The organism is Nitrospina sp. P1_D6 (assembly GCF_052156615.1).
GTDB lineage: Bacteria > Nitrospinota > Nitrospinia > Nitrospinales > Nitrospinaceae > Nitrospina.
The window spans coordinates 643,992-662,123 of the sequence record NZ_JBQKUN010000001.1; the positions used below are offsets into that span (position 1 = coordinate 643,992).

The following is an 18,132-nucleotide window of genomic DNA, read 5'->3' on the forward strand; positions in this document are numbered from 1 at the left end:
AATGACAAACAAAAAATTCCTCAAAAACCAGAACCCCCAGCGCGCTCCACGCAACCTCCGCGCCCCCAGAAAATCGGGAGGTGGATGGAAACGCACGCTCCTGCTCTCGTTCCTTGGTCTCACGTTGTTCGGCCTCCTGATCGGGTTTGCCGCCGCCGGATTCATTTACTTTAAATACTCCCAGGGGCTGCCGGACGTACGCCAGCTCAAGGATTACCAGCCCAGCACCATCTCCCGCGTTTACTCCGATAATGATGAATTGATCGCGGAGTTTTATATTGAAAAACGAATCCTCGCACCGTTGAAGGATATCCCGACCCACCTCAAACAGGCTACGCTGGCGGTCGAGGACTCAAACTTCTACTACCATTTCGGCATCGACCCAAAAGCCATCATCCGCGCTATGATCAAAAACTTTCAGGCCGGGCACGTGGTTGAGGGCGGCAGCACCATCACCCAGCAGTTATCCAAAACGCTGTTTCTATCTTTCGAACGAAGCCTGGAACGCAAAATCCGGGAAGCCATTCTGGCTATCCGTATGGAGCTGGTGTTCACCAAGGATGAAATCCTGGAGATGTACCTCAACCAGATTTATTACGGCCACGGAAGTTATGGCGTGGAAGCGGCCGCACGGACTTATTTCGGCAAACCGGTCAAGGAACTCACCATCGCCGAGTGCGCCCTGATCGCGGGCCTGCCCAAAGCACCCAACCATTACTCACCCTATAAAGACCTGGAAAAATCGGTCAACCGCAGAAACCACGCCATCCGCCGTATGGCACACAACGGTTTCATCACCGAACAGGAAAAGGTACAGGCGCTGGCGGAAGAGGTGAAGCTGGGACAGGTCGCGGACCCGGTCAACAAGGCCCCCTATTTTGTGGAGTACATCCGCCAGTTCATCCAGGAAAAATACGGCACCAACAAACTGTACCGGGACGGCCTGAAAATCTACACCTCCCTCAATTACCGCAGCCAGGTGGCCGCGCAAAAAGCGGTGCGTGACGGGCTGCGCGAAGCGGACAAGCGGTTCGGTTATCGGGGCCCGATCCAGCGTGTAACCGACCTCACTCACCGTGAATCGGTAGACGCCCTTCTCACCAAACTGAATGAAGAAGCTGATCTGGTTGACGAAGAAAAAGGTTTATTCTTTGAAGGCAACATCATTCACGGAGTGGTCACGCGGGTGCGCCAGGATCATGCCAACGTGTATCTGGGCGGGGCACAGGGCACCATCGAACTTGAGGACATGGACTGGGCGCGTGAACCCAACACGCGGCTCGATATCCGCTGGTCCCGGATAAAGAGCGCACGTCAGGCACTTTCCATTGGCGACGTTATCCTGGCAAAACTGGGCCAGAAGCAAAGCGCGAGCGAATGGAACCTCAGTCTGGAGCAGGAACCGGAAGTGCAGGCGGGGCTCATCAGCCTCGACCCCACCAACGGCCACATCAAGGCAATGGTCGGCGGTTACGACTTCAAAAAAAGCCAGTTCAACCGCGCCACGCAGGCGGTGCGCCAGCCGGGGTCGGCATTCAAACCCATCATTTTCGCGGCGGCCATAGAGGATGGCTACACGCCTGCCAGTATCGTCATCGATTCCCCAATTATCTTTAAAGAAAAAGAAGATACTTTTGACAAATGGAAACCGGTCAATTTTTCCGAAAAGTTTTACGGTCCCACTTCGCTTCGCACCGCGCTCACGCATTCGCGCAACGTGGTGACCATCAAACTTTTGCAGCACACCGGGGTGCCGAAAGCCGTTGAAGTGGCGCGGCGCCTGGGCATCGACAGTCCCATGGCCAACAATCTGTCCATCGCCCTGGGCTCTTCGGGCGTCACCCTGTATGAACTGGTCAAGGCTTACGCTGTTTTCGCCAATCAGGGCCGGCGAATCGAGCCGGTTCCAATCCGCTTCATCAACAATCGCCAGGGCGACGCCATTTATTACGCAGAGACGCAGAGCCAGCAGGTGATCTCGTCAGGCCTCGCGGCCATTGTCACTGACCTGATGAAAAGCGTGGTGGACAACGGGACCGGGAAGAAAGTGAGGGTTCTCAACCGCCCCATCGCGGGCAAGACCGGCACCACCAACAACTACATCGATGCCTGGTTCATGGGCTATTCACCGGAGTTGGTAACGGGCGTGTGGGTGGGTAAGGATCGCGATGAACCGATGGGGGTCAACGAAACCGGATCACGCGCGGCTATCCCCATCTGGCTGCAATTCATGCAGGAAGCGCTTGTGGGCAAGCCGGTGAAAAGTTTTCCGGTGAGTGACGAGGTGGTTTACATGAAGGTCAACCCGGAAACGGGAAACGCTGCCAATTTCGACGATCCAGAAGCCAAGCTTGAAATGTTTTTGCGGGACAATTTGCCGATGAAAGCGGGAGAGATGGAAGCCATCCTGGGCAACGACAACTTCTAATCCAAGGTCGGGGTGGGCCCGTTCACAGGGACGATCCTGCCTTCCCGCACGCTCAGTTTCACAAGACTTCGGTCCGTGTCGCCGGAGGGAAGCATGGTGGTGACCCCGGACACACCAGGGTAGTTTTCAAGTTCGGACAGGCGCTTCTGAATTTCAAGCCGGTTGAACCCGCCTTGCATAACAGCCTGAAATAAAATATTTGCCGCGTCGTACGCCTGGGCGGAGAGCACAGTCGGCTTGGAGCCAAACCGCTTTTCAAAATCGTCAACAAACTTTTTGGTCTCCGGGTCCTTCCCCTCCGGGAAAAAACCATCCACAAACAATACCGAATTCAGGTAATGCCTCGCCATCTCTATCAGTTCCGGCGAGTTCCAACCGTTGGCCCCAAGAAACAAAACATTTTCGATGTTGTAAAACGCAAACTGGGGAATCATCAATCCCACTTTATCGTAAAATCCGGGAATGAAAATGGCGTCGTAATTGACTTCCAGCGCAACCTTCAATCCCTCGGAATCGCTTCCGGAAAAAAGACCCCCATCAATGATGGGCCGGGAAACGTTTCCCTTGTCATTGAGGTGTGGAGGTTTGGCTCCACGGCGCAAAAACCGGTTGACCATCCACTTCAACCGATCATCGGGGACCCCGCCCAGGTTAAGGATCTGTTCACGGAAGTCATTCTGTTTGCGGTCATACGAAATGGAGGTGACAATTTCACCGCCGAGGGCACGCACTTCGCGCTCAAAATCTTCCCGCAGGATCTCGCCATAATATTCCGTGGGATACAGAACCGCGAGGCGGTACAGATTCAGGTGATTCACCGCATACCGGGCAAGAAACCGCGCCTGCAGCTCTTTAGTGAGCGCATTGCGGAACACGAACGGGCTCAAATCCGCAAGGCCGCTTGTCGAGGCCGTCGGGGAAAAAACCGGCATCCTGTATTTTTCAAGAATCGGGATGATGCTCTGAATTTCCCAGCTCAGAATCGGCCCGACAATGCCGACAACATTGGGATCGCGAGCCAGTTCTTCCACCACCGCCGTTGCATCACGACCCAGCCCGGAATCCCTCACTTCCAATTTTATCTGCTGTTTGTTCGCGGCACTGAACTGGCTGTAGGCCAATTGAATGCCCTGCAAAACCTGCTGCCCGACAAGGGCGCGTTGACCGGACAACGGCAATACCACGCCGATGCGAATTCCATTTTCCTCCTGATCACGAAGCCCCTGCAAGGCCAATCTCGCCTCTTCATTGAACTCATGATCAGGAAACCGCACGATGAAATTTTCCAACGCAATCTGGTAATTGCCGATATCCCGCTCGTTCCGGTAGATTTGAATGAGCCGCTTTAGAATCAGGTCACCCGGGTATTCCGCGCCCAGCACCCGGTTCAGGTTCAGCAATTGCTGCTTGGTCAGCTTGTCCTCGACTATGGTTTCTACGGATTGCCGTGCGTGTTCCAACAATTGCTCATCGCTACCCTTTTCAATTATTTTTTTGAACTTTTTCAGGGCGTCGTCATAATTCATCCGCAGGTCGTCGAGCCTGGCAAGGTAGGAATAGGCTTCCCATTTGTGGGTGACGTCTGGATTGACCTTGATAGTGGCACGAAACCTTTTTTCCGCTTCCTCATAGCGCTCCATGTGGAACAGGCATTCAGCCATCTTCAATTGTGCATGATAGTTCCAGGTGGATTGCGGAAAGTGTTCGGTGAACAGCTCAAAATACTTGAGGCCGGAGGAATAATATCTGTTCTTGATTTCTATTTGCCCAAGTCGAAAAAACGCTTTCGAGCGACGAGGCTCGTTGGGGTACAAATCCAGGAAATCTTCAAACACCGCCTTGGCGCCGAGAAAATCGCCTTTATGAAACAGCGTCTCGCCCTGGTAAAAAAGCGACCTCCGCGGATCAAGGCCGGACTTCTCCTGCGTCAGCCCGGGACCGGGCAACAGGAAAAGGCATAAAAAAAGGATCACCGAATGAAACCGTCCGGTGACCGCACGTTTTGCTTTTCGCGGAACCTGTCCGTCGCGCGCTTCAACCTTCATCTTTATCCATTTTACCCTTCAGGTTGTGTTTCTTGACGCGGTAACGCATCGAACGGAAACTCAGATTCAAAAGTTGCGCCGCCTTGTTGATCATGCCGTCGGATTTATCAAGGGCACCCAGCAACATTTTCTTTTCGATCTTGTCCAGAGTGCTTTCAAGATCGATCGGCTCGTCCGTCAGCGATGGCACCATGTTGTCGGCCACGGAAGTTTTCGCACCCACCAGTTCCTCCGGAAGGCTGCTGACCTGAATGGTGTCCTGGGATTCCAGCACCACCGCCCGCTCCATGACGTTTTCCAGTTCGCGGACATTGCCCGGCCAGTCGTAATTTTCAAGCACCTTGACCGCTTCCGGTGAAATCGATTTCAGTTTATTCTCCCCCTGGTATTCCTCGCAATACTTGGTGATGAAGTGATGGACCAATAGGGAGATGTCCTCCTTGCGCTGCCGCAGAGGGGGGATCTGGATATGAATCACTTTCAGGCGATAATACAGGTCCTCCCGAAACTCCTTGTCTTTCACCGCCTGCGAGAGGTCCCGGTTGGAAGCGGCAATGATGCGCAGGTCCACCTTGATGGGCTTGGTGCCGCCGACCCTGGTGAACTCTTTTTCCTGAAGCACACGCAGGAGCTTGACCTGGATCGACAAAGGCGCTTCGGAAATTTCATCGAGAAAAAAGGTTCCCTTGTTAGCCGCCTCCATCAGGCCAATCTTGGTGGAGTCGGCGCTGGTGAAAGCTCCTTTTTCGTGTCCGAACAGTTCGCTCTCCAGCAGGTTCTCCGGCATCGCACCGCAGTTGATGGAAATAAAAGGATAGTTTTTACGATTGCTGTTGTAATGAAGGGCCTTGGCGACCAGTTCCTTGCCGGTTCCGCTTTCGCCGCCGATCAACACCGTGGCGTTGCTGTTGGCCACTTTGTTGATGTAATCGAACACCTGCCGCATGCCCTCACTTTTGCCGATGATGTTGGCAAACTGGTACTTGTCCTTGAGTGCGCTTTTCAGGTAGGTGTTCTCGTCAGCCAGCCTTTTTTTCTCCGCCGCATTTTTGATGATGAGTTGCAGCTCTTCGATTTTGAAAGGCTTCGAAAGGTAATCGTAGGCCCCCTTTTTCATGGTCTCGACTGCCGTCTCTGCGGAAGCGTAGGCAGTCATCATGATCACCGGGGTGCCGGGCAGGACGCGGTTGACGGCATCGAGCACATCGATGCCGTTGGCGCGCGGCATGTTGATGTCGGTCAGCACCACGTCGTACTGGTGCTCCTGGATCATGTCCACCGCCACTTCGCCATTGCGTGCAGTTTCCACCTCGTGACCGTCCTTTTCCAGAACGATGGTCAGCAGGTCGCGCATGCTTTTTTCGTTTTCGACAACCAGTATTTTGCTCATATCCCTGAATTCAGTGTAAGGGATTGATTTACATATTGCCAAAAGTTTGTGAGTACAGTTTGAGGCGCAGCGCGTTGAGGCGGATGAATCCCTCGGCATCGGCCTGTCGGTAGATGTCGTCCTTTTCGAAGGAGGCCATGTCCTTGGAGTACAGGGATTTCTCGGCTTTCACCCCGGCCAGGATGCAGTTCCCTTTGTACAATTTCATGCGGACGGTGCCGTTGACGTGAACCTGTGTCTCGTCGATGGTCTTCTGCAACAGTTCCCGTTCCGGGGAGTACCAGAGTCCGTTGTAAATGAGCCGCGCGTAGGTGGGGATCAGCGAATCCCGCAAAAACATGATCTCGCGGTCCATCACCAGGGTCTCCAGCGCCCGGTGAGCCGCATGCAGGATGGTGCCGCCGGGAGTCTCATACACGCCGCGCGATTTCATGCCTACGAAGCGGTTTTCCACGATATCGATGCGGCCGATGCCGTTATCCCCCCCATACTCATTGAGCGCGGCGATCAGGTTGGCCGGGCTCATGGCCTCGCCGTTGATGGCGATGGGATTGCCCTGCTGGTAGGTGATTTCGATGTACGTCGGTTTGTCCGGAGCGTCTTCCGGTGACTTCGTCATCAGGAACATATCGGCGTCCGGCTCGTACCACGGATCCTCCAGCACCCCGCCTTCGTAGCTGATGTGAAACAGGTTGCGGTCCATGCTGTACGGTTTTTTCTTGGTGACGGGCACCGGGATGTTGTGCTTTGTGGCGTAGTCGATGAGGCTGCTCCGCGAGTCCAGGTCCCATTCCCGCCAAGGTGCGATGATGACCACATCCGGCTTCAGGATCATGTAGGTGAGCTCGAACCGAACCTGGTCGTTGCCCTTGCCGGTCGCGCCGTGGGACACACCCTCCGCACCTTCCTGGTTGGCGATGCGGATCTGTTCCTTGGCGATCAGGGGACGCGCGATCGACGTTCCCAGCAGGTAATGGTTTTCATAAAAAGCGTTGGCGCGGAGCATGGGAAACAGGAAATCCTGCGCAAACTCTTCTTTCAGATCCTCAACAAACACCTTGCTCGCCCCGGTGGCGAGAGCTTTTTCCCGCACCGGTTCCAGCTCCGCTCCCTGGCCGATGTCGGCGCAGTAGGCGATGATCTCGCAGTGGTATTTTTCTTTGAGCCATTGAATGATGACGGAGGTATCCAGTCCTCCGGAATAAGCCAGCACGATTTTGTTCAGTTTGTCGGTCATGATTCTCGCATTCTATACAATTGAATATCGCCTTTTTAAAACAGCCCCCGTTCAGCCGCGTAGAAACCGGCCGGCCTGGATGATGTAGTGGGCCGCACCCCGCAAGGCACACCGGTCGTTGGTGATCACCTTCACCGGGACAGCACCCATCCAGGATTCGAATTTTTCTTTATCGCAAAACGCTGCCAGAAACGGCCCGGACTTCAAGCGGGGCAGGATTCGAGGGGCAATGCCACCGCCGAGAAATATGCCGCCGCGGGCCACCACCTGCAGGGCCAGATTCCCGGCCACCGCACCGAAACTGCTCACAAACTGGTCCAGCGCCTGCTCACAGGGAAGGAACCCCTGTTCCATTCCCACGCGGGAAATGACTTCCGGCGGGTCGCCGTGTTGCAGTTCCGCCTCCAGCCAGCCGGGTGGCGGTTCCGGGTGGCGGGTCAGGAAAAACGCGTACAGGGACTCCAGCCCCGACCCGGACAACACATGCTCGACGCAGACCCGATGATACTGTTTATTGAGGAATTGGACAAGCTCTGCTTCGAGGGGGGTCTGGGCGGGAAAATCCACATGCCCCCCCTCGGATTCAATGATCGCGAAACGGTCACCGCCCTCCACCGGGGCCAGCACGGCCTGCCCCAGCCCCGTCCCCGCTCCCAGGATGCCCACATTTCCCGTGGAATCGGCCTCACCCACCTGCAATACCGTCATATCCTGCTCACCGAGGTAAGGTATGGATGCAGCCTGGGCGGCAAAATCGTTGATGAGCGCCACCTTCTCCAGTTTCAGGGACTTTTTGAGGTCGCGGACGTCCACCACCCACGGCAGGTTGGTGACCTGACAGCGCCCGTCCCGTACCGGACCGGCGATGCCGAAACTGGCGTGAGTCAGGGACCCGGGTTTGGATTCAGAAAGGAACCGCTCCAACCCGGCGGTGAAATCGGCAAATTCCCGACTCTTGTAACGGGATTCGTGAACGATCTCCAGCACCCCCGCTTCGCCCCGGAACAAGGCCAGGCGGAAGTGGGTGCCGCCGATATCACCGGCCAGGATCATCGCGCTATTTCAGAAACGACCGGATGCGGTCGTCCAGCGCGTCCTGGTCTTTGGTGAACGATTGCAGGGCGGACTGGGTCATCAAATCATCCAGCGCAACCGTTTCCGGCCAGTCGGCAAGCTGGGGGATTTTCCCATGATCGTAAATCTTTTTGAGGTCGCCATCGGAGAAACGGTGAAACAGGTCAACCTTTGACTTCTCGCTGAATTTCACCAGATCCTCGCCGCCCATGCCGTCGGGATTACCGTCTTTCAAAAGCGTGTCCACGAACTGTTTGAACGTGTCCTCCACCTGCCACAACCGGGCCACCTGAGAACCCCAACCGCCGGACATGTCCACGCCAGGCTTCAGGTCGGTATTGAGAATGTTTTTGACCTCCTCCGGTTTGCGTCCCGACTTTTGGAACTCCTGCATGGCCTTGGGCGGAATGGTCTGCACATCGACCCCGGCGAGCGCCGCTACCTGGTCGCCATTGCGAATGCTCGCCGCGATGAGCTTCGACGTCACCTGCTTGTCCTGCTTGCCCGCCTCCCTTACCGCGTGCTGGGTGGCGAAGGTGACCTTCTCACCGATGTTCGATCCATCGCCCAGCTTGTTGTCGCCGACCACGGCATTCAGGCGACCGAGGAACACGTTCAGGTAATTGGGATTCGACAACCGGGCGGCCAGGTAGTTCTGGCGCGCCGAGAAACCGAGCGTAAAATTGATGGGGATGCCTTCTTTACGCAGGGTGCGAACGGCAAGGTAACCCTCCGGCGTCAGCGGGATTTTCACGATGAAGTATTCCGGGCATACCTTGTAGTAACGGCGCGCGTAGTCGAGCGTCGCTTCCAGGTCGCGGGACACCTTGGGGTGCAGTTCGACGCTCACCTTCACCTTGAAGGCTTCCACCAGACGCAGGGCAATACGGCAATTGATGACGAACCCGACTTCCCGGACCTGTTCGTCCTCCGACCAGCCGGAGGCGGCGGCGTTGAGCTTCTCCACGGTTTCCTTGATGAGGTCGTCCATGATGCCCGTCTGCACCACCTGGTTGGCGAGGGTGTTGTTGGTGGTGAGTGCGGACAGTTCCCGATGCCAGATTGATTTGGCCAGTTCCAGGTCGCCCGTGTCGATCCACAACTCGCTTCCCAGCTCCTTCAGTCGTGCAAGCAGGGGATCGCTTTCATACTGGCCGGATACATCGCCTCCGTCGATCTTTCGCGCGGCGATGCTGTGCACGAGGTCGTCCAGTTCTTTGCTGATGGTACCCATGTGATTACCTCTTTTCGTATCCTGGTTTGTTCAATAGTTGAAACATGTTCTTCTTGTAAAATTCGACTCCCGGCTGGTCGAAGGGGTTCACGTGCAGCAGGTATCCTGACAGGGCGATGGCCCTTTCGAAAAAATAAAACAATTCGCCCAGTGTTTCCGGCTCGCGGTTATTCAATGTGAGGGTCATGTTCGGAACCCCGCCAGCAAGATGCGCCTGGGCGGTGCCTTCGTACGCCTTTTCGTTAACGTAATCGAGCTTCTTCCCTGCCAGGTAATTCAAGCCGTCCCGGTCGTCCTCCATCTTTGGAATCTTCAGGTCCCGGTTGGAGAGACCCACGCGCAGGAACGTTTCAAAAATGGTGCGCTGGCCTTCCTGCATCCACTGCCCCATCGAGTGCAAATCGGTGGTGTACTCCACCGATGCGGGATACAGCCCGCGGTGATTCTTGCCCTCGCTTTCGCCGGTCAACTGCTTCCACCATTCCGCCACGTACTGGAGCGCGGGATGAAACGACGCCATCACCTCGGTGGTCTTGCCCCGCAGGTAAAGCAGGTGCCGCACCGCCGCATAGCGGCAGGCGGCGTTGTGCTTCATATCCGAACTGGCAAGGGTCGCGGCTTCTTCGTCCCGGGCACCCTGCAGGAGCTTGCGGATATCGATCCCCGCCACCGCGATGGGGAGCAGACCCACGGGCGTCAGTACGGAATAGCGTCCGCCGACATCGTCGGGAATGACAAAAGTCTTATACCCTTCGGCATCGGCCAGTTGCTTGAGGGCCCCTTTTTTCTGGTCGGTGGTGGCGACAATGCGCTTCCTCGCCTCCTCCACCCCCACTTCCTTTTCCAGCAATTCTTTCAGAATGCGGAAGGCAATGGCTGGTTCCGTCGTCGTGCCGGATTTGGAAATGACATTCAGGCACACCCTCCGGCCGCGAAGGGTCTCCACCAGATCAGAGAGGTAATCCCCGCTGATGTTGTGCCCAGCGTAAAAGATCTCCGGCGCTTTTTGAGCTCCCCCCAGCAGGGGCTGGCAGAAGGTGACCGCCGCCCGGGCGCCCAGGTAGGAACCGCCGATACCGATGACCACAAACGCGTCGCACTGTGCACGGATGGCGGAGGCGGTTTCCTCGATGGCAGCGATTTCCGCTTCTTCAATATGAGATGGTAAATGCAACCAGCCCAGGTAATCGTTGCCCGGCCCCTTTCCCGATTCGAGAAGCTGGTGGACCCGATCGACCTCTCCCTGCAAGCTGCCCAGTTCTTCGTCGGAAACGAAGGGTTTGAGGTTGTCGATGTTGAGGGTGAGGTTGTTCATGTGGTTTGGACAGGTTTGAGATGATTCCGATTCAACCGCGTGGGGCTTTGTTTTCGGTCCCCAGCGAGACCAGGAAGTAATTACTGATTATATTTTGTTCGACGAGGTTTTGCGCGTATTTTTGCGCCTCGTCCACCGAACCGAACTTGCCGATGCGCACCTTGTACCAGTAACCGTTTGATTTCCGTTTCGTTTTCACCACATAAACGCCCTGCACCTGCTTGCGTTTGAGAGCCCCTACGATCTCGTTGGCGTTGGCCTTCCGGTTGACAGCGGCGACCTGGATGGAATGTATTTTTGCAACGCCCTTTTGGGCCTGATTGGTCGGCGGCACGGCGATCGGTTTTGCCGTTTCTTCATTCCTCGGTGTTTCTCCGGAAAGCCCCCCGCCCTGCCCCATCCACACGACCAGGGCCACACCCCCGATCAAAACAAACAGGGCGTTGAGTTTGTATTTCAGCGGCAGGCCGCCGAGCCAGTTGAGGCCGTCGAACAATCTAAATACCGACGCCCGCAGGGCCTCACGTCCGGCGGCGGTCACACCACCCAGTTTCTGCCACAGGACCGAACCGAAGGAACGCTCCACTCCGGTTTCCCGGTTCATTCGCTGGACCTGGCGGACATCCTCTCCGCGCAACAGTTTCACCTTTTTCCATTTCTCGGCAACTGTACGCTCGTTGGCGGCGGTCATCAACTGCGTCTGCCGGTCGGGGGCCAGCCGCTGGAACACCGCTTCGCACCGCTGGTGCAGGACCGGGTCCACCACGCGGAACCGTTCCTCGCAGAAGCTGGAGGCGATGAGATCCTCCAGCACCGTTCTCTGGTCCGGTTGCGCATGATCGAGCGCGTTTAGGTAAAACTGCACCGAATACGGGTCCTTCCGCTCCTTTTGGGAAAGAATGGGCAGGAGGAAAGCAATGATCTCATCCGACTGCGGCGCATTTTTCTCCAGCGCCTGCAGGAACACCGGTTCGGACTTGTTGGAGAACGTCTGCTGGTGCAGAAAAATGGAAACGAGGAAGTTCAGAATCTCCCGGTCCGCGTACCTTTCCTTGGTCAGGATGAGAAGCAGGAGATCGATTTCCGCATGCTCGAGGTTTCCTTTTTGAGTCAGCACGGAGACGATCATGTCCCGGTACGCCGTCTCCGACGGGTCCTGCAGAAACGCCTTGAGGTAAATATTGAGGGCCTGCCGGTCTTCCGCTCCAATGCTGAGCAGGTACTGCGCGTACTGACGGACAACCTTTTCTTTCAACCTGCGGCCGTGGCCCGGCAGGAAGTAAGACGATTCGGTGAAACGCATGAGCGCTTCGAACTTCGGCACCACTTCCTTCATCGGCATCTGGAGGTCGATCCATTTGAGGCCGTCGAGCGCCTTCATGAAGCGGTGTTCGCCGAACATGCCGAACACCAGAAAACCGAAGAAAAGGGAAATCACCACCACGCCCCACTTGATGGGGCGGTCGTCGAAAGTGAGGCCGGACAGGGCGATTTCGTGGATGAAAAACAGCGCGGCGAAGCCCGCCGTCATCATCAGGAAAAACGAGACGCCGAGGCGCACAAAATAGTATTTAAAGCTTTGGTAGAGCATCGTCCTCCCTGGGAGCGGGAACGGTGGTCACCTCCCTGTCCGGTGGCACCGGCGGGATCACCTCGGCCTCCGGCGTCAGCGGCTTTTCCAGGTTGATCTCTTCCTTAACCGCGATTTCCATTTTCTCCATCGTCATGAGGTCCGGCAGGTATCCGGTCTTCGTATCGACTTTCTGGAACTGGATGCCTTCCGGCTTGGGAAAGTTCACCCGCCCCTTGCCTTCCAGCGCCTTGTCCATGAAGTACGCCCAGATGGGGGCGGCACCGCGCGACCCGGTCAGCCCGTTGCCGTTTTTATCGATCACCGGCTGGTTGTTGTCGTAACCCACCCACACACTCGCCGCGTATTCCTTGGTGAAACCGATGAACCACGCGTCCTTGTAATCGTTGGTGGTGCCGGTCTTGCCGCCGGAGGGGTGGTGGAATCCCAACTGCCGCACCACACGCCCGGTGCCTTCGTCCATGACGCCCTGCATCATGTTGAGAAGCGGATAGACGGTTTTCGACGAGAACCGCTGCACGCCGTGAAAAAAATGCTGGTACAGCACGTTGCCGCGGAAGTCCTCAATACGTTGAACGAAGTACGGTTCATTGAGTATCCCCTGGTTGGCGATGACGCTGTAAGCCGCGGCCATCTCCAGAGGCGACACGCCGGAGGTGCCGAGCGCCAGGGACAGGTTGTCACCCAGTGGACTGGTGATGCCGAACTGCCTGGCCGTTTGGATGACCCGGCGCGGGGTGAGGTTGTACACCAGTTTCGCGGAGACGGTGTTGAGCGAATTCATCAACGCTTTTTTGAGGATGACCGGGCCCATGTACTTGTTGCCGAAGTTACTGGGTTCCCACGGTTCGCTTCCGGGAATGGGGAACCGGGTGGGTTCGTCCTCCACCACCGTCGCCGGGTGGTAACCCAGCTTCTCAAACGCCGCCATGTACACGATGGGTTTGAAGGCGGAGCCGGGCATGCGGTTGTTGGACACGGCACGGTTGAACTGGCTCTCCGAATAATTGCGCCCCCCCAACAGGGCGCGGATGGCACCGGTGCGGTTGTCGAGCATCACCAAAGCGGCCTGCAGCGGGTCCTTCAGGCCGGTTTTCAGTTCCCGCTTCTCCAGGTATTTGAGGTGCGTTTCCACGGAGCGGTGCGCCAGTTGCTGAAAGCGGGTATCAAGCGTGGTGTAGATTTTGAGCCCGCCATAATGCACAAATTCCTTGCCGTAATCTTCCGCCAGTTTATCGATGACAAACCGCACAAAGTACTGGTTGGGGTTCGATTCGATGCGCGGATTGACGAGGCCGAGGTCCATTTGCAGGGCCTGTTCGCGGTCGGTGCGGCTGATGTATCCTTCCCGTTCCATGCGGGCCAGCACCGCCTGCGTGCGGCGCATGGCACGTTCGGGATTGATGAACGGGTTGGCGTTGTTGGGCGAATTGGGCAGACCCGCGAGCATGGCCGCCTGCAGGAGGTTGAGGTCCTGCGCGCGTTTGGCGAAGTACTCCTGCGCCGCCTCCTCCACGCCGTAGGCCCCACTGCCGAAGTACACCTGGTTGCAGTAGGCTTCCAGGATTTCATCTTTAGTGAAAGTGGTCTCCATCTGCAGCGCGACCAGCAGTTCCTTGACCTTGCGCACCCAGTCGCGCTCGAACGAAAAGAACAGGTTCTTCGCCAGCTGCTGGGTGAGCGTGCTGCCACCCTGCACGATGGCGCGGCGTTGCAGGTTCACGTAAAGAGCGCGGGCGAGGCCGATGTGATCGAGTCCGCTGTGCTGGTAAAACCGCGAGTCCTCGACGGCGATGATGGCTTTCAGAAAAAGGGGTGAGATGTTTTCCAGGTTCACCGGGTGGCGCTGGCCGAGGACTTTGATGATCTCCCCGTCGGCCGAATAGATTTCGGTAGGCAGGCTGAGGTTGATTTTCTCCAGGCTGTCCGGCAACTGTGGCAGGTCGTCGCGCAGGTTCCAGTAAACCCCGGCGGCCACGCACACGAACAGCACGAGCAGGGTGTACAGCACGAATACGGTTTTTTCCAGAGCGCGTCGGAACAAGACGGTGCCTCGAATGATTTAAAAACCCTGCATGAACGTTTCAGGATCCACGGCGCCCTCGGCGCCCGGCCTTTCAAACTGGGACAGCAGGTTGTTGGCGATTTCGCCGGGAATGGGAGTCAGCAACACATCGGTGAAAAATTCGGTTTCGTACTCGATTCCGAACATGGGCGATCCGCTGCCGCCCATCGAGTCCGGATTTTCCTGCAGGCCCACACGCAGGATGTGGTAGTTGTGCCGCAGGAACCACTGCGGATCCGGAAACAGCGCCTTTTGCGTGGCCGGGTCCAGTGTCTTGAAGATTTTAAGGAACTCCGCCAGCGTAAAGATGGTCTCACTACGGAAGCCAAGGTCCTCCAGTTGACCGCGCTGGACGGTGCGTGTGCTCTGGATTTCCACCAACTGGTCGGAGGAAAGAAAAACCTCGCGGATGGGGTAGTTCTGGTTGTCGATGAAGCTCACGGTGATCCACGGACCGAACTGGGTGAGCAGAACCCTCTGCCAGTTTTTATCCGCGTCGATCTCGATGAGGTCGTACGACGGGATCAGGTTCTTTGCCCACTGCCCCGGAAAGTCATAATACAACTGCACGAACTTGCGGCGCGACACCACCTGCGGGCTGGAGGGTGACAGCTTTTCGAACAACTCCTTGAGCGACTGGATCGATTCCGCAGACCGTTCCTGAAGATTCAAACTGGACAGGAGAGATTCGATTTTTTTCTGCGCGGCGAGGTTTTCCCGGTCACGCTCCCATATCCTGCCGAGCTGGGGACGCGTGTGGTTTTCCCATTTCAAATAATAGCCAACGGCTTTCTCAAAAAGGTGGGTGGTGATTTCCAGGAAACACAGCACCACCAGAATAGAGAAAAACAGGCCGACGTTGAGGTTTTCCCTGATTCCCGTATTTTTCAAACGGTCATCTCACGGTGATTTTGGGAGCGGATTTGGTGATCTTTTTCAGACGGTCTATCTTTTCCCGCAGGAGTTTCTTGTCCTCGCGGGTGCGCCCCGGACGACCTCGCTTTCGTGGGCGGTTGAGACGCGGTTTTTTCACCATCGACTGCGGCTCGTCCGCCAGGAGCTGGGCTTCCGGAAGAGCCTTGACCACATCCGTTCGCACCGCCTTGGTGGATGCGGCAGACGGTTTAAACTGACTCTCGATGTTTTTCAGGCACCGGTTCTGCTCATCCGTGGACATCTTGCGGAACAGGGAAAGCACTTTCTTCTCCGACTCATCAATGGTGAGCAGGGTTTCGCGCGCGGGCTTTTTGAACACGATGTGACCGGTGCGGAAGTTTGCCGATTTGACCACCGGCGGATTCATGTTGAACGTTTCCAGGTCGACCGGGGTGATGTTGAACCGGTCCACTTTCTGCGTCAGCAACTGCTCAAGGGAAACGTTTCCGAGCCTCGCCATTTTCACAAGGATGGAAACCGGGGCATCGCGCTCTCCCGCTTCATAACGGACATAGGTGCGAAAACCCACCTTCAGAATGTCCGCCATCGCGGATTGCGTGCACTTCAGTTCCTTGCGGATGGTCCGCATGTTTTGCGCCAGAATGGACATAATAAAAACTCCTTTCTCCAGCCCCACTCTCCCATTATATATTTTGCGCTAAGTTTTATCAAAACAGATAATTAAGGGAATGGAGCCCATACCCTCCCGATGACCGGAACCGTGACAGGGCTGCAGGGGAAAAAGGGGAAATTCAACCGTTCAGGAGACGGGCGGCAGGCAGGGCGGAGTACGTCAGGATCATCTGGGCGCCCGCACGCTTGATGCTGAGCAGAACCTCGATCATCACCCGGTCGCCATCGACCCACCCTTTTTCGGCGGCGGCCATCAGCATGGAATACTCACCGCTCACATTGTACGCAGCAAGGGGTACGGGAAAGGTGTCGCGTACGCGGCGGATGATGTCCAGATAGGGCAATGCGGGTTTGACCATCAGGATGTCCGCACCTTCCTCGATATCCTGCTCCACTTCGCGCAGGGCTTCGTCGCTGTTGCCGGGGTCCATCTGGTACGACCGCCGGTCGCCGAACTGGGGCGCGGAATCCGCCGCCTCGCGGAACGGTCCGTAAAACGCCGACGCGTATTTGGCGGCATACGACATGATGAGCGTGCTCTGGTGGCTGTTTTCGTCCAACGCCTTCCTGATGGCCTGCACTCGCCCGTCCATCATGTCGGACGGGGCCACAATGTCCGCGCCGCAGTCGGCGTGCGTGAGAGACATGCGGGCCAGCAACTCCAGGGTGGGATCGTTGATCACCTCGTCCCCTTCCACCAGTCCGCAATGGCCGTGATCGGTGTACTCGTCGATGCACACGTCGGTGACGACCACCATCTCCGGCACTTTGGATTTGATTTCGCGGATGGCGCGCTGGACCACGCCGTCAGGATTGTATGCCTCCGTGCCCTTGGCGTCCTTGTGGTCCGGTATGCCAAACAGGATGACCGCCGGAATGCCCAGGGAATGCGCTTCCTTCACTTCCTGCCCCAGCAGGTCGATCGACAGGCGGTCGATGCCCGGCATGGACCCGATGGGCGTGCGCACGCCTTTGCCCTCGCACACAAACAACGGCAGGATGAGGTCGTCCGGCGTCAGCACGGTTTCGCGTACCATACGCTGGATGGCAGCGGATTTGCGAAGCCGGCGGGGTCTGTGAATGGGAAATGGCATGCCAGATGAAACCTGAAATAAAAACAGTTACAGAACGGTCCTTAAAAGCAGACGATCTTATCATTATCCCCCAATTAGTCAATAATCTCCCATGTAAGATGAAGCTCCTTCGAGAGTACCCGCCGGATGCAGCCCGTGCATGCAGGGGGTCTCATGTTCCTGTCAAAATTTACCGGGGGAGGCCGACAATTTTGCCGTTGTCCGAGGGATTGTTTGACACCCAACGCTTTGCCCAAACTCAGGCCCAAATCAGAACACCCCCATAACCTCTTTCAAAAAAAGGTCCTGAAAGACTTTGCCCGATCACAGGCCCGAGTGGCACAGCTCTTGCTTTTGGAAAGGCAGCCAATCACATTGCAATACCCGACTGCCAATCGGGCAAAGGAAGGAGGGGTCGTTTTATGGACACCGAGGATTCTTATCTGGACGAGGTATACGAGCGTTTCAATCAGGCCATCATGAACGCCATCGTCAATTCCGAGGAAATCCGCGGCATTCTGAAAGAAATCGGCGGCAAGGGATACATCAACGAGTCGTCGGTCTTCAATCTGTTTTTGAGCCTGGAGGAACTGGACGAATACATCCACTCCAGTCCTCCGGGATCGGCCGCCGGCCGGTTTCCGGGAAGCATGGAAGGCGTGGGGGAAAAGCCGGCCCCGAATCACGGCGAGGCCACCACCCCGCCTGCACAGCCGCAGGTGGACGGACGCCGACTGACGGACACGGAACTCCGTTACCTGGAATACGCCATGCACCGCTTCGATGAGAAAAGCTGGCTGAAAAAAATCCGCCTTAAAATGTAATGAAGGCTCCGCTCCGGATTCCGGAGCGCAGTCCCTTCAACCCCGCACCGCTTCTTTAAATATCGTCGCGTCGCAGGATACATACTTGATCTGGCGCATGGGCACGATCAGCACCTCGTGGGTGGTGGTGATTTCCAGCACTTCCAGGTCATCACTGACAAAATGCTTTTGCGTGTCTTCCAGCACCAGTTCACTGTTGTCGACAAAAACCACTTTCAGCAGATACTCCATCTTTCATTCCCCCTGTAACCACTTCCCGCAAGAAACGGGAAGCCTCCCTGTTTACC

14 protein-coding genes are annotated in these 18,132 nt (G+C 56.5%); 2 read left to right on the plus strand and 12 right to left on the minus strand.

What is annotated here, in order from left to right; translation table 11 throughout:
- The first annotated feature begins 1 nt into the window (after position 1).
- A complete protein-coding gene (locus ACTRXA_RS03025; protein WP_442425727.1) occupies positions 2–2,428 on the plus strand; it encodes a penicillin-binding protein 1A in 2,427 nt (808 codons plus the stop codon).
- Here the strand turns inward: ACTRXA_RS03025 and ACTRXA_RS03030 are convergent.
- From ACTRXA_RS03030 to hemB, 11 genes are all read right to left on the minus strand, one after another.
- Positions 2,425–4,473 (minus strand): penicillin-binding protein activator, encoded by a 2,049-nt coding sequence (locus ACTRXA_RS03030; RefSeq protein WP_442425728.1) that lies wholly within the window; start codon positions 4,471–4,473, stop codon positions 2,425–2,427. The genes ACTRXA_RS03025 and ACTRXA_RS03030 overlap by 4 nt on opposite strands.
- Positions 4,463–5,863: a sigma-54-dependent transcriptional regulator gene (locus tag ACTRXA_RS03035; RefSeq protein ID WP_442425729.1), complete on the minus strand. Its 1,401-nt coding sequence runs from the start codon at positions 5,861–5,863 to the stop codon at positions 4,463–4,465. Before ACTRXA_RS03035 ends, ACTRXA_RS03030 begins: the two co-directional genes overlap by 11 nt.
- Positions 5,864–5,891: 28 nt before the next feature.
- On the minus strand, positions 5,892–7,100 hold the full coding sequence (locus ACTRXA_RS03040; protein WP_442425730.1) for an argininosuccinate synthase: 1,209 nt from the start codon (positions 7,098–7,100) through the stop codon (positions 5,892–5,894).
- A gap of 51 nt (positions 7,101–7,151) precedes the next feature.
- Positions 7,152–8,153, minus strand: coding sequence for a glucokinase (gene glk, locus ACTRXA_RS03045; RefSeq protein WP_442425731.1), 1,002 nt, complete (start codon positions 8,151–8,153; stop codon positions 7,152–7,154).
- Positions 8,154–8,157: 4 nt separating this feature from the next.
- Complete coding sequence (locus tag ACTRXA_RS03050) at positions 8,158–9,408, minus strand: transaldolase family protein (protein ID WP_442425732.1); 1,251 nt, start codon at positions 9,406–9,408, stop codon at positions 8,158–8,160.
- A gap of 4 nt (positions 9,409–9,412) precedes the next feature.
- Positions 9,413–10,723 (minus strand): glucose-6-phosphate isomerase, encoded by a 1,311-nt coding sequence (locus ACTRXA_RS03055; protein ID WP_442425733.1) that lies wholly within the window; start codon positions 10,721–10,723, stop codon positions 9,413–9,415.
- A gap of 31 nt (positions 10,724–10,754) precedes the next feature.
- Complete coding sequence (locus ACTRXA_RS03060) at positions 10,755–12,314, minus strand: SPOR domain-containing protein (protein ID WP_442425734.1); 1,560 nt, start codon at positions 12,312–12,314, stop codon at positions 10,755–10,757.
- The gene (locus tag ACTRXA_RS03065) at positions 12,295–14,358 is read right to left on the minus strand and encodes a transglycosylase domain-containing protein (protein WP_442425735.1); all 2,064 of its coding nucleotides are present in this window, start codon (positions 14,356–14,358) and stop codon (positions 12,295–12,297) included. Before ACTRXA_RS03065 ends, ACTRXA_RS03060 begins: the two co-directional genes overlap by 20 nt.
- A gap of 18 nt (positions 14,359–14,376) precedes the next feature.
- Positions 14,377–15,270, minus strand: coding sequence for a hypothetical protein (locus ACTRXA_RS03070; RefSeq protein ID WP_442425736.1), 894 nt, complete (start codon positions 15,268–15,270; stop codon positions 14,377–14,379).
- Between the two features lie 4 nt (positions 15,271–15,274).
- On the minus strand, positions 15,275–15,925 hold the full coding sequence (locus tag ACTRXA_RS03075; RefSeq protein ID WP_442425737.1) for a helix-turn-helix domain-containing protein: 651 nt from the start codon (positions 15,923–15,925) through the stop codon (positions 15,275–15,277).
- 142 nt (positions 15,926–16,067) lie between these two features.
- The gene (gene hemB / locus ACTRXA_RS03080; protein WP_442425738.1) at positions 16,068–17,042 is read right to left on the minus strand and encodes a porphobilinogen synthase; all 975 of its coding nucleotides are present in this window, start codon (positions 17,040–17,042) and stop codon (positions 16,068–16,070) included.
- Positions 17,043–17,443: 401 nt separating this feature from the next.
- Between hemB and ACTRXA_RS03085 the strand changes: the two genes are divergently transcribed.
- Positions 17,444–17,845: a hypothetical protein gene (locus tag ACTRXA_RS03085; RefSeq protein ID WP_442425739.1), complete on the plus strand. Its 402-nt coding sequence runs from the start codon at positions 17,444–17,446 to the stop codon at positions 17,843–17,845.
- A 36-nt stretch (positions 17,846–17,881) separates the two neighbouring features.
- On the opposite strand, the gene ACTRXA_RS03090 is transcribed toward ACTRXA_RS03085, so the two are convergent.
- Positions 17,882–18,076 carry a hypothetical protein gene (locus ACTRXA_RS03090; protein WP_442425740.1) on the minus strand — a complete coding sequence of 65 codons (195 nt, stop codon included), beginning with the start codon at positions 18,074–18,076 and terminating at the stop codon, positions 17,882–17,884.
- Positions 18,077–18,132 lie beyond the last annotated feature (56 nt).

What these genes read in the sequence shown, in the direction of transcription:
- ACTRXA_RS03060 (WP_442425734.1), bottom strand. Translation starts at nt 12,314, where the DNA reads ATGCTCTACCAAAGCTTTAAATACTATTTTGTGCGCCTCGGCGTCTCG.
- ACTRXA_RS03055 (WP_442425733.1), bottom strand. Translation starts at nt 10,723, where the DNA reads ATGAACAACCTCACCCTCAACATCGACAACCTCAAACCCTTCGTTTCC.
- hemB (WP_442425738.1), bottom strand. Translation starts at nt 17,042, where the DNA reads ATGCCATTTCCCATTCACAGACCCCGCCGGCTTCGCAAATCCGCTGCC.
- ACTRXA_RS03025 (WP_442425727.1), top strand. Translation starts at nt 2, where the DNA reads ATGACAAACAAAAAATTCCTCAAAAACCAGAACCCCCAGCGCGCTCCA.
- ACTRXA_RS03090 (WP_442425740.1), bottom strand. Translation starts at nt 18,076, where the DNA reads ATGGAGTATCTGCTGAAAGTGGTTTTTGTCGACAACAGTGAACTGGTG.
- ACTRXA_RS03030 (WP_442425728.1), bottom strand. Translation starts at nt 4,473, where the DNA reads ATGAAGGTTGAAGCGCGCGACGGACAGGTTCCGCGAAAAGCAAAACGT.
- ACTRXA_RS03035 (WP_442425729.1), bottom strand. Translation starts at nt 5,863, where the DNA reads ATGAGCAAAATACTGGTTGTCGAAAACGAAAAAAGCATGCGCGACCTG.
- ACTRXA_RS03040 (WP_442425730.1), bottom strand. Translation starts at nt 7,100, where the DNA reads ATGACCGACAAACTGAACAAAATCGTGCTGGCTTATTCCGGAGGACTG.
- glk (WP_442425731.1), bottom strand. Translation starts at nt 8,153, where the DNA reads ATGATCCTGGCCGGTGATATCGGCGGCACCCACTTCCGCCTGGCCTTG.
- ACTRXA_RS03085 (WP_442425739.1), top strand. Translation starts at nt 17,444, where the DNA reads ATGGACACCGAGGATTCTTATCTGGACGAGGTATACGAGCGTTTCAAT.
- ACTRXA_RS03075 (WP_442425737.1), bottom strand. Translation starts at nt 15,925, where the DNA reads ATGTCCATTCTGGCGCAAAACATGCGGACCATCCGCAAGGAACTGAAG.
- ACTRXA_RS03050 (WP_442425732.1), bottom strand. Translation starts at nt 9,408, where the DNA reads ATGGGTACCATCAGCAAAGAACTGGACGACCTCGTGCACAGCATCGCC.